This is a genomic window from Thermoflexus sp. (assembly GCF_042408365.1).
Taxonomy (GTDB): domain Bacteria; phylum Chloroflexota; class Anaerolineae; order Thermoflexales; family Thermoflexaceae; genus Thermoflexus.
Genome location: NZ_JBHOQJ010000132.1, coordinates 1 through 9,524 on the forward strand (window position 1 = coordinate 1; position 9,524 = coordinate 9,524).

The 9,524-nt window shown below is 66.1% G+C and carries 15 protein-coding genes and 1 pseudogene; 8 read left to right on the forward strand and 8 right to left on the reverse strand.

The genetic code is table 11. From position 1 onward, the window contains the following. On the forward strand, positions 1-987 hold a 987-nt coding region (locus ACFMO5_RS05925), incomplete at its 5' end, for a glycosyltransferase (RefSeq protein WP_376791834.1). Between the two features lie 21 nt (positions 988-1,008). On the opposite strand, the gene ACFMO5_RS05930 is transcribed toward ACFMO5_RS05925, so the two are convergent. From ACFMO5_RS05930 to ACFMO5_RS05960, 7 genes are all read right to left on the reverse strand, one after another. Continuing rightward, positions 1,009-1,491, reverse strand: a complete 483-nt coding sequence (locus ACFMO5_RS05930) for a TIGR03668 family PPOX class F420-dependent oxidoreductase (RefSeq protein WP_376791835.1) — start codon at positions 1,489-1,491, stop codon at positions 1,009-1,011. Further along, positions 1,481-1,825: a plastocyanin/azurin family copper-binding protein gene (locus ACFMO5_RS05935; RefSeq protein WP_376791836.1), complete on the reverse strand. Its 345-nt coding sequence runs from the start codon at positions 1,823-1,825 to the stop codon at positions 1,481-1,483. Before ACFMO5_RS05935 ends, ACFMO5_RS05930 begins: the two co-directional genes overlap by 11 nt. Positions 1,826-1,966: 141 nt before the next feature. Then, entirely contained in the window at positions 1,967-2,266 is a 300-nt protein-coding gene (locus tag ACFMO5_RS05940; RefSeq protein ID WP_376791837.1) for a hypothetical protein, read from the reverse strand. A 206-nt stretch (positions 2,267-2,472) separates the two neighbouring features. Continuing rightward, the gene (locus ACFMO5_RS05945; protein ID WP_376791838.1) at positions 2,473-3,285 is read right to left on the reverse strand and encodes a TrmB family transcriptional regulator; all 813 of its coding nucleotides are present in this window, start codon (positions 3,283-3,285) and stop codon (positions 2,473-2,475) included. A gap of 212 nt (positions 3,286-3,497) precedes the next feature. After that, the gene (locus ACFMO5_RS05950; protein WP_376791839.1) at positions 3,498-4,163 is read right to left on the reverse strand and encodes a glycosyltransferase; all 666 of its coding nucleotides are present in this window, start codon (positions 4,161-4,163) and stop codon (positions 3,498-3,500) included. A gap of 363 nt (positions 4,164-4,526) precedes the next feature. Continuing rightward, positions 4,527-5,018, reverse strand: coding sequence for a DUF2231 domain-containing protein (locus tag ACFMO5_RS05955; RefSeq protein ID WP_376791840.1), 492 nt, complete (start codon positions 5,016-5,018; stop codon positions 4,527-4,529). 17 nt (positions 5,019-5,035) lie between these two features. Next, positions 5,036-5,239, reverse strand: a complete 204-nt coding sequence (locus ACFMO5_RS05960; RefSeq protein WP_376791841.1) for a hypothetical protein — start codon at positions 5,237-5,239, stop codon at positions 5,036-5,038. A gap of 265 nt (positions 5,240-5,504) precedes the next feature. On the opposite strand from ACFMO5_RS05960, the gene ACFMO5_RS05965 reads away from it, so the two are divergent. The 5 genes from ACFMO5_RS05965 (at position 5,505) to ACFMO5_RS05985 (ending at position 7,991) form a co-directional block, all read left to right on the forward strand. Beyond that, entirely contained in the window at positions 5,505-5,753 is a 249-nt protein-coding gene (locus ACFMO5_RS05965; RefSeq protein ID WP_376791842.1) for a hypothetical protein, read from the forward strand. A gap of 23 nt (positions 5,754-5,776) precedes the next feature. Next, positions 5,777-6,298, forward strand: a complete 522-nt coding sequence (locus tag ACFMO5_RS05970) for a pyridoxamine 5'-phosphate oxidase family protein (protein ID WP_376791843.1) — start codon at positions 5,777-5,779, stop codon at positions 6,296-6,298. Positions 6,299-6,430: 132 nt separating this feature from the next. Next, positions 6,431-6,685 (forward strand): hypothetical protein, encoded by a 255-nt coding sequence (locus ACFMO5_RS05975; RefSeq protein ID WP_376791844.1) that lies wholly within the window; start codon positions 6,431-6,433, stop codon positions 6,683-6,685. Then, on the forward strand, positions 6,667-7,605 hold the full coding sequence (locus ACFMO5_RS05980) for a DNA-3-methyladenine glycosylase family protein (RefSeq protein WP_376791845.1): 939 nt from the start codon (positions 6,667-6,669) through the stop codon (positions 7,603-7,605). Before ACFMO5_RS05975 ends, ACFMO5_RS05980 begins: the two co-directional genes overlap by 19 nt. A gap of 26 nt (positions 7,606-7,631) precedes the next feature. Continuing rightward, complete coding sequence (locus ACFMO5_RS05985; protein WP_376791846.1) at positions 7,632-7,991, forward strand: DUF488 domain-containing protein; 360 nt, start codon at positions 7,632-7,634, stop codon at positions 7,989-7,991. A 41-nt stretch (positions 7,992-8,032) separates the two neighbouring features. Here ACFMO5_RS05985 and ACFMO5_RS05990 read toward each other — a convergent pair whose 3' ends face one another. Beyond that, complete coding sequence (locus ACFMO5_RS05990; protein ID WP_376791847.1) at positions 8,033-8,458, reverse strand: hemerythrin domain-containing protein; 426 nt, start codon at positions 8,456-8,458, stop codon at positions 8,033-8,035. Positions 8,459-8,706: 248 nt separating this feature from the next. On the opposite strand from ACFMO5_RS05990, the pseudogene ACFMO5_RS05995 reads away from it, so the two are divergent. Then, a pseudogene (locus tag ACFMO5_RS05995) lies at positions 8,707-9,093 on the forward strand (hemerythrin domain-containing protein); the annotation flags it as partial. A 60-nt stretch (positions 9,094-9,153) separates the two neighbouring features. Beyond that, positions 9,154-9,417 (forward strand): DUF2249 domain-containing protein, encoded by a 264-nt coding sequence (locus ACFMO5_RS06000; RefSeq protein ID WP_376791848.1) that lies wholly within the window; start codon positions 9,154-9,156, stop codon positions 9,415-9,417. The last annotated feature ends 107 nt before the right edge of the window (positions 9,418-9,524 follow it).

Consider the following 9,524-nt stretch of genomic DNA (forward strand, 5'->3'; position numbering starts at 1 on the left):
CGCACGCTCTGGAACGTCGTCCGGGCCTGGGCGCGCGGGGAGCCCCTGCAGGCTGGATATGCCGATCACCCCGGATTGCGGGAGGCCTTGCGCCGGAGCCTTCAGGAGCCTTGGGATGTAGTGCACATCGAACATCTCCGAGGTGCGGGGTTCGCTGGTGAGGTCCCCCCGGAGCGGCTGGTCTTCGATGCAGTGGATAGCATCACCCGTCTCTTCGAGCAGGCCTGTATCCTGGCGCCGACAGCGAGGAGCCGATGGCTGGCGCGGCTGGAGCTCGAGCGAACCCGACGGTTTGAGGCCCGCTGGTTATCGAGGTTTCCTCGCATCGTGATAACCTCCCAGGAGGACGCGACGGCCCTGCGGGGCCTGGCCCCGGACGGCCGGGCTTCGCTGGCTGTAATCCCAAACGGGGTGGATCTGGAATTCTTCCAGCCTCAGTCGGCTCCGAGAGATCCGGCGGCCCTGATCTTTACCGGGAAGATGAGTTACCACGCCAACGTGGCGGCGGCGCTGGATCTCATCCGAGAGATCATGCCGCGGATCTGGGCGCGACGGCCAGACGTTCGGGTGCGGATTATTGGACGGAATCCCCCATCGCTCCTCCGTCAAGCGGCCGGGGACCCCCGGGTGGAGGTGATCGGGACCGTCCCGGATCTCCGGCCCTATCTGGCCCGGGCCACCCTGGCGGTATGCCCTTTGCGATATGCGGTTGGGATCCAGAACAAAGTTCTAGAGGCGATGGCGATGGGGACGCCGGTGGTGGCGACCCCGCTCGTGTTGGGAGGCCTCCAAGCGACCCCGGGCCGGGATCTGGTGATCGCTAAGGAGCCGGAGGCCTTCGCGGAGGCGGTGGTGCGGTTGCTCGACAGTCCCTCGGAGCGGGCGGCCCTGGGCGCGGCCGGCCGGGCCTATGTGGAGGCCTATCATCGGTGGGAGGCCATCGCGGAACAGCTTGAGGCCGTTTACTCGGGCTTCCCCCTAGGGTAAGCCTGGAAGGCCATTTCGTTCCTATTCGGGGGAAGGCACGGCGCCCCAACGGACGATCCGCTGGATCCGGATCCAGATCACGGGAGGGCGATGGGCCAGGAGCTCCATGGCCTGGTATTGTGGGTATTTGGCCTCCAGGCGTCGCAGGGCCTCCGCGTGGCGCGCCCCTTTTCGGAGCAAGCGGGCGGTCCCGAACAGCATCACCCATCCCAGACGGCTCCAGTCCTCGTCGTAGGTGTCCACGACCACGGCGATATAGGGGTTCGCCTGAAGATTGCGCACCCGTCGGAGCCGTTCCACCGGGACCCGCTTCGGTTTCTCGTCCAATGGGGTGAAGAGATCCCGGCCGTCACAGACGAAGCAGATGGGGACCACATGCGGGCGCCCCTGAGCGTCCGCCGTGGCCAGGTGGGCCACACGGGCCCGCTCTAAAAAGGCCAAGGTCGCCGCATCGATGGCTGCAGGTTTCCTCCGGTGTGGCGTTTTCTTCCTCTCATGGAACAACGATGATCACCCCTTTCATCATCTGGGCGTGGAAATCGCATTGATACCGATACTCGCCCGGCTGCGTGAACGTGTAGGTGGCGCGCTGGCCCGGCCGCAGGGGTGGGCTCTGCCAGTCGGCCCCGCTGAGGAAGTGAACGTTGTGGGTGAAGTTGTCCTCGTTGATCCACGTGACGGTCTCGCCCACCTTCATTTGAAGGGTGGGCGGGTCGAAGCGATAAGACTTCGGCATGCGAACCGTGGGGCCGGCGGGGACGCCGGCCGCAGGGGATGAAACCCCGCACCCGAGCCCCAGCAGCGCCCCCAGCAACAGTCCGTAGATCGCTCGCTTCATCGCGAACTCCCGTGGCTGGAAACGTTTTGCGCTTTGTTCTGCCAAAAGAGCGCCCGTCCCCTGTGCAAGGGGCGGGCAGGGCGACCAGAGAAAGGCCGAGCGGGGCAGTGGAAGCTGCCCCGCTCGGAGGTCCTTGTCCCCTCACGCCCGCGCCCGGCGGGCGGCCAGGACCGCCTGGGAGATCCCGACGAACAACACGATGAAGGCTAGGAGATCGAGGACCTCCGCCAGGGTGTGGGCGAAGAGGACGACCGTGAGGTCGAGGTGATAGGTGATGTAGAAGACCTCGGCCAGGGCGTAGAGGACGAACCCCCATCCGAACGTGGCGGCGCCGGCGCCGAAGCTCTGGTAGGCGAAGTAGGCGCCGATCAGAAAGGCCACCAGGTGGACCAGGATGAAAACAGCGGGAGGCAAGGCGTTGATAAACCCACCGAACGGCATGACGCCCTCCTTGGGTTGAGGTTCCATCCGCGGCGCGCCGGCCCGCGCCGCTCCGCTTGGCTTACGGAGCTCTCCACCCTCCCTCGAGCGGCCGGGCCCGGGGGAGGGCCTTTGCACCCCTTTGGGTTTGATTGAGTTGCGTCAGACCGTGAACCCCAAATGCCCCCTAAGGTAAGGTTTAGATGAGCGAAGCGCTCAGCGGCCTGCTAAGCCTCCTTCCGAGCAAGCCGCCCCCGCACGGCCATCAGCAGCTTGCGGGTCCGCGGGCCCAGGGCGCGGATCCCGTTTCCTAGCTCCTCCACCGCAGTTGCGAGGGCGATGCTGTGCCGGATGTAATCCAGCAACAGGTCCACCAGCATGGGTTGGCGGGTCCGGATGCCCCGGGCCGCCGCCTCCCCCTGGATCTCCCCCGCCACCGCTTCTGCCTCGTCGGACACCAGGATGAGCCAGCGGGCAGCGGCCGTAGGGGCGATCCGGTAGCGATAGAGCTGCCCTCGGCATCCCTCGCACGCCGTCGCGCAGGCCGCCAGACATAGGGTGGTGATCCGGACCCCTCGGGATTCCGCGTGGGCCAACGACGTCGCCAGCGCCTGGGCTTCCGGCGGCCAGAGGGCGATCCAGATGGTGCGGGTCGCGCCTTCCAGGAGGGCCCGAGTGTGATCCAGAAGGGTGGGGTATCCCGAGAGGTTCCACACGGGCTCCGGTTGGGGCGAGGGGGCGAGGGCCTCCAAGGCCTTCTGCGCCGCAGCGAGGGCTTCCTCGAAGCGGTGATCCAATCGCCTCAGCAATTCCTTCGGCGGCACGGGGGTGTATCGGGCGCCCTCCGGCGTCTCCACTCGCAGAACAGCCCCTCGCTCCTCCAGACGTTGGAGCACCTCGTAGATGTTCGGGCGAGGGATGCCCGAGCGCTTGGCCAGCTCGTAGCCCGTGAGGGGGCTCGCCTGCAAGAGGGCCACATAGGCCCGGGCCTCGTATTCGCTGAACCCTAGCTGCTGAAGCCGCTCCACCGCGTCGTCCATCGGTCGCTCCATAAAGGGTTCTAAGACTTCCTATCCATCCGGCGCCAGTACCAGCCAGCGATTGCGCTCTTCGGGTGGCACGTAGTAGCGATAGATGTGCCCACGGCAGGCGCCGCATTCTCTAGTACAGGCCGCTAGGCAGCACGTCGTAATCGTCGCCCCGCGTTTCCGCGCTTCTCGGCGGCAGCGAGGTCTTCGGCCAGGATCAACGCCTAACGCCTCGTCTGGATAGTTCCTATGTTGAACCTGTCGGGGAACTGATTGATGATGCCGGTGCTGAGTAGGTCGGCCAGCTTCAGGATATGCTCGTGGGCCTTATCGAAGGCTTGAACATCATCCGCGAACTTGCCCTGGAGGCGGGCCACTGCCTCATCCAGTGTCAGGTCCAGGTGCATTTTCAATTCCGCCTTCATATCGGCGAGCGGCCAGTTCTTCGGGTTGGCGCTGTTCAGGAAGGCTGCGATCTCATCTGCGTTGGCGTACCATAGCGCTGTGGCAGCATCCACCTTGGCGGCATCGCCCGCTTTGGCAGCGGCTAGCAGGTCGGCAGCGATCAGGATGTGCTCCTTCAGCAGTGACGTCAGCTTGTTACCGGCGTCTTCCCCGTAGAAGGGCTTGATGGCATTGCCGATGTCAGTCTGATTATCCAGCAAGCGCTGCGCGGTTATGTCCTTATCCGGCAGGTCCGCGGCGACACTAACGATGTACAGGCGTGTCCAGGTCACGTGGTCCACCCACAGCTTGCGCATCGCATCGTGGAAGTCGAGGGCCGACGTCGTGGCTGCGGTGGAGGCGACCGGAGCGAAGGCGACCAGCGCGATGATAGCGATCAACAATGCCGCTGTCAGCCGTGCCGTGTTGAAACGTGAGGCATTCATTTAGGTTCCTCCTTTCTTGCAGATGGGTTTGGGCTCTCCGCCCGGCGCGGTGGTGTTTCCGGCACCACCGCGCCGATTTACTATTTCTGGTCTTTCCCGGAAGCACCTCCTTACCGCAGCAAGCGGCGCATGTACTCCAGCCAGCCACCAGGCCCTGCTTCAGGGCCGACGGACGCCGGCACCGACTAGGTCTCCGGCCTGAGTAAGGCTTGCAGACGGCCGCCGAGATCGCTGACTAAGGCCGCCAGGGCGATGCTGTGACGAATATACCAACTGGTCAGTTCCGCGAGAAGACGTTGATAGGTGCGGATGGCTAACGCCTCTCCCCAGCCTCCTCAGCTAACATGTCGCTGCCAGGTCCTCTCACCGCGAGGCGCCCACCCGCATGCCGTGCCGATAAACCAACTCCCCGCCCAGGTAGTTGCCGAGGAGCAAAAGCCCTGTCCCCACAACGGCCAGGGCGAGGGGGAGCATCGCTGTGTGCGTTGCTCCCGCATCCTGGAGGCGGATCACAGCGCTCGCGGCGAACATGCCGGTCGCGCTTGCCTGAGCGATCAGATGCCGCCACCCCAGCTGGCGCTTCCGGGAACCCGGGACCGTGGGGAGGAAATCCAACAGGCCGGTGAAGATGGCGGGCACGGCCAGCGCTAACCCGAGCAGCAAGTCGTACAGGGCAGCGCGGACGAGCGTCGGATCGGGGTGGATCCAGGAGAGGAGATCAAGCAGGAGGGCGGCCGGCCACAGCCCCGCCGGGAAGTGGACGAAGAGGGCGTGGCTGGGGTGCCCGAGGGGTTTGCCCTGGGCGATCTCCCGCAGTGTCCACCCACCCCCGATTGGCTTTCGGATCCACCCCAAGCCCCACCCTCCCATCGTCACCGACCCCGGGCTTCGGGGTTCCAGACCCGGCTGCGGACCTCCCCCTGCCGCACCTTCTCCATCGTTTCGGCCATGTTCCGCCAGACCTGCTCGACGGATAGGCCCTCCGCCTTCGCTGCCTCGACGAGGTGCTGCATCGTGATGTGGCGCGGGTCCCCATGCCCGGCGTCCGGCTCCATGCAACCGCACGAGAGACACATGGCCCACCTCCTTTAGTAGTTGTTTAAGCAACTACTATTGTACGCAGGAAAGCCGGATCTGTCAAGCGGGCCTCGGGCGGGTCCACGCAGCGGTCGGAGGTTTGGGGAGCGTCAAGGATCGAGGCGGGCGTCTCCTTTCGATAGTTTCGCGATAGACCTCCGGAACCCCCGCGAAGCTTGATCCGGAGCAAAGCGGCGTCGAGGCGTTGACGGTAGGCTTTAACCGGAGGTTGGGGTTTGAGGCAGATGCAACAGGAGGCGAAACATGGACATCGAACGGGAGGGCCTGCGGGAGCGGTTGCGGCATATGACGATGCGGGAGCTCCTGGACCAGGATCCGGCGGCCGCCGCGGTGTTCGAAGATTATGGGATCTACGAGATCGAGGTGACGTGCACGAAGGAGCTGGAGGAAACCCTCGAGGACGCGGCGGCGATCTGCGGCTTCGATCTGGAGGAGGCACTGGACCGGCTGGTCGCCCGCTGGACGGAGCGGGTCCCCACGGCGGGCGCGTAGGCGCCGAAGGAGGGTGCATGCCTATGGAAACCGAGGGAACGTTCGAATCGTTGCGCGGCCGGATGCGTCGTCGCAAGCGGCAGATGCCCAACGAGGAGGCTCGCGCCTTCCTGCGCCAGGGGAAGGTCGCCCACGTGGCCACGGCCGATCCGGACGGCTGGCCTTACGTGATCCCTTTGGTCTATGTCTACGAGGGGGGCGATACGCTCTACTTGCACACCGGCAACGCGCCCGGGCACTTCCTGCATAACATCCAACACAACCCCCGCGTTTGCATCGAGGTCTCCGAAATGGGCCCCCTCCACCCAGGGCGGCCTTATGCGTGCAATTCCGCCCTCGTTTACACCAGCGTCGTGGTCTTCGGAACCGTGCGCGTGGTGGAGGATGCGGCGATGAAGACGTGGTTCTTCGATCGCCTGCTGGAGAAATACGGGGATCCCTCGTGGACGTTCGAGCCCGGCTACCCGCTGCTGGATCGGATCCTCCTGTACGAGGTGCGGATCGAGATCCTCACGGGGAGGCGGAGCGAGGGGCTGTATCATTGATAGGGGCTGCGCCGTTCGGGGCTTGCGAGCACGCTCTCGATGCCTCTGGGAAACCCTCGGCGTAACGCCGATCAGAGGCGCGAGGGAGGGGTCGGGTGCGGAGGCGCCTGACCTCGAACCGGGGAGGTGGCGATGGCTGTGCGTTTGCTGCGCGCGGAGCGGCTGGAGCCGAAGCAGGCCTTCGCGTGTGCGGCGTGCGATCCGCCCGGCCGGCGGCCGCGGGTGCGGCGGCGTTACCGCTTCGTCCTGGCGGATGGATCCGGCCGCGAGGAGGTCTACTGCCTGCCTTGCGCGGCGGAGCGGCTGGGGATGCGCCAAGGGGAACTTCGGCGGCGTGCGGACCAAGCCCGCGGAGAGGATAGGGGCGGATGGACGTCCAGGTCCTGACCCTCGAGCCGATCCCGCCGTTCCGCCTGGACCTCACCGTCTGGGCCCTGCGGCGGCGCCCGGAGAACGAGATCGACCGCTGGGACGGCCGCGTCTACCGCCGCACGCTGGTGATCGCCGGGAGGCCGGTCGCCATGGCGGTGACCCCACTGGGCCCTCCCGAGGCGCCGCGCCTTCAGGTGGTTTTGACGGCGTCGGAGCTCCCATCGGGCGCGGAGGAGGCTGCGGCGCGGGCGCTGGAGCGGTTGTTGGGGCTCCGGGTGGATCTGGGCCCTTTCTACCGGAAGCTGGAAGGGGATCCCCGCCTGGGTCCATGGATCGTCCGCTTCAAAGGGTTGAAGCCGCCCCGCTTCCCCACGCTGTTCGAAACCCTGGTCAACGCCATCGCCTGCCAGCAGGTCACCCTGACCCTGGGGATCCGCCTGCTGAACCGCCTGGCGGCGGCCTTCGGCCGGCGGGTGGAAGGAGCCCCCCAGGCCCCGCCGGCGTTCCCACAGCCAGAGGATCTGGCCGGCCAGGACCCGGCGGCGTTGCAGGCCCTGGGCTTCAGCCGGCAGAAGGCCCGATCCCTCCTCGCCCTGGCGGAGGCGGTCGGTTCCGGGGCGGTGGATCTCGAGGCGTGGGAGCGGCTGGCGGACGCGGAGGCGATGACCCGGCTCCAGGGGCTGCGCGGCATCGGGCGGTGGAGCGCGGAGTATACCCTGCTGCGGGGGATGGGGCGGCTGCACATCTTCCCGGGGGACGACGTGGGGGCGCGGAACCATCTGCAGCGGTGGCTGGGGCGCCGCCGGCCGTTCGATTACGAGGGGGTGCGGCGCGCCCTGGCCCCTTGGCAGCCCTACGCTGGGCTGGTGTATTTTCATCTGTTGCTCAAACACTTGGAGGAGCAGGGGATCTTAGGCGTTCCGACGACCGCTTAGCTTCCCCCACGAAAGGAGGGACAGCTGTGATCAAGGTCAAGCGGGTCTACGATCCGGTGGAGCCGGATGATGGGAAGCGTTTCCTAGTGGAGCGGCTGTGGCCGCGGGGGATCAAAAAGGAGGCCCTGGTGATGGACGGTTGGTTGAAGGAGGTGGCCCCCAGCGATGCGCTGCGGCGGTGGTTCGGTCACGACCCGAAGAAATGGGCGGAGTTCCGCCGGCGGTATTTCGCGGAGCTGGAGGCCCGGCCGGAGGCGTGGCGGCCGCTGCTCGACGCCGCCCGCGCCGGCAACGTGACGCTCCTGTTCAGCGCCCGGGCGGCCGCCCACAACAACGCGGTGGCCCTCCGGGAGTTCCTGGAGGAGAAGCTGAAGGGCTCCCCGTGATCGGGGCGGGTTGCCGGCCTCCCCGGCATCCGAAAACCCCCTCAACCGACAGGCCTCTCGCGAATGGCGGCTTCGGATCCCTCCTCCGCCAGCGGGAACACCGCTTGCTCTTCCACTTCGAAGTGTTCCTCCGAGAGTTGTAAGAGCGTCCATAGGTCTTCGCGCGGATCCGCCCGCTCGAGCGCCATCCGCATCGTTTCCCGGACCTCCTCATGGACGAGCTCCATCATCCCCACGAGGTGGCGGGCGTGGGGGGAGCGCTCCCGAAGCTGTGAAAACAGCTTTTCCTCCTCGTAGCGGGCGTGATCCTCCAGCGCCTCGAACAGCATGTGCCCTCGCTCTTTCAGGCCCTCCGGCGACACACCCTCCGCCAGCCAGTCGGCCATGCGGGCCATCATCCGGCGGAGCAGGCGATGCTCGGCCCGCAGGGCGGCCGCGATCGCTCGAAGCGGTTCATCCGGTCGCATCGTGTTCCCCTTAAAACGCTTGATTTCATCTACCTGGGCTTCAAACGCTCCCCGCGTAGCCCCCTCCCGACAAGCCTCGGCTCATATATTGCTCCCATCGGCGCTGGGGACCTTGCCCTGGAGCAAATGAGGGCGTGTGGAGGTGGAGGTCTGGAGCGCAAAGAGTTTGCTCCGGATCAAAGCGGAGAAGCGCTCTCCGGGGTATAGCAAGAAACGGAGCGCATGAGATCTTCTTTTAGGGGGCGAGCATGAGCGTGGCGGAGGCGTTCCACGAGCATCATCGCCAGTTGCTGGAGTATCTGGAGGCTTACCGGGAGGGGCCCACCCTCTCCCCGGCGGAGCTCCAGGGTCTGCGGGCCTTTCTCTTGCAAGACCTGCTGCCTCACGCGCAAGGGGAGGAGCGGGCGCTGTATCCGGCGGTGGAGCCGTTGATCCGACAGCACGGCCAGGCGACCGCCACGATGCGGGTGGACCACGAGTTCATCGAGGGATACATCCGGCAGATCGACGGGCTCATCCAGCGGATCCAAGGGGCGGGGCCGGAGGGCCGAGCGAGCGCCGAGCGGGAGCTTCGGCGGCTGCTCATCGAGCTCTACGCGCTTCTCCGCGTGCATATGGCGAAGGAGGAGCGCGTTTACCTCCCGCTCTTCGAGCGTTACCTTTCCCCGGAGGAGCAGCAGCGGGTGTTCGAGGCGATGCATCCGGGAGGGGCGGAGCCTGGGTTCAGGACCGTTCAGGAACTGGACGTCCGATCGGTGCCGCCCCCTCAACGGCATCCCCTGATCTTCCAGACCTTCGAGGCGCTGCGGCCGGGGGAGGCGTTCATCCTGGTCAACGACCATGACCCCAAGCCGCTGTACTATCAGTTCCAATACGAACGTCCGGGCCAGTTCGCGTGGACCTATCTGGAGCAAGGGCCGGAGGTCTGGCGGGTGCGGATCGGGCGGGTTGCTTCGTAAGGAGCTTTAAGAGGTCATCGCCGGCTTTTGGTTTCTTGGTGGGGTATGGGCTGCCTTCGGCGGCCCATACCCCACCAAGGAAAGGGGGCTTTTGGGGCTGAGCCGCG

Bases quoted from the DNA above. Each gene is read 5' to 3' on its own strand.
- ACFMO5_RS05935 (WP_376791836.1), bottom strand. From the start codon at position 1,825: ATGAAGCGAGCGATCTACGGACTGTTGCTGGGGGCGCTGCTGGGGCTC.
- ACFMO5_RS05940 (WP_376791837.1), bottom strand. From the start codon at position 2,266: ATGCCGTTCGGTGGGTTTATCAACGCCTTGCCTCCCGCTGTTTTCATC.
- ACFMO5_RS05945 (WP_376791838.1), bottom strand. From the start codon at position 3,285: ATGGACGACGCGGTGGAGCGGCTTCAGCAGCTAGGGTTCAGCGAATAC.
- ACFMO5_RS05950 (WP_376791839.1), bottom strand. From the start codon at position 4,163: ATGAATGCCTCACGTTTCAACACGGCACGGCTGACAGCGGCATTGTTG.
- ACFMO5_RS05960 (WP_376791841.1), bottom strand. From the start codon at position 5,239: ATGTGTCTCTCGTGCGGTTGCATGGAGCCGGACGCCGGGCATGGGGAC.
- ACFMO5_RS05965 (WP_376791842.1), top strand. From the start codon at position 5,505: ATGGACATCGAACGGGAGGGCCTGCGGGAGCGGTTGCGGCATATGACG.
- ACFMO5_RS05970 (WP_376791843.1), top strand. From the start codon at position 5,777: ATGGAAACCGAGGGAACGTTCGAATCGTTGCGCGGCCGGATGCGTCGT.
- ACFMO5_RS05975 (WP_376791844.1), top strand. From the start codon at position 6,431: ATGGCTGTGCGTTTGCTGCGCGCGGAGCGGCTGGAGCCGAAGCAGGCC.
- ACFMO5_RS05980 (WP_376791845.1), top strand. From the start codon at position 6,667: ATGGACGTCCAGGTCCTGACCCTCGAGCCGATCCCGCCGTTCCGCCTG.
- ACFMO5_RS05990 (WP_376791847.1), bottom strand. From the start codon at position 8,458: ATGCGACCGGATGAACCGCTTCGAGCGATCGCGGCCGCCCTGCGGGCC.
- ACFMO5_RS06000 (WP_376791848.1), top strand. From the start codon at position 9,154: ATGCATCCGGGAGGGGCGGAGCCTGGGTTCAGGACCGTTCAGGAACTG.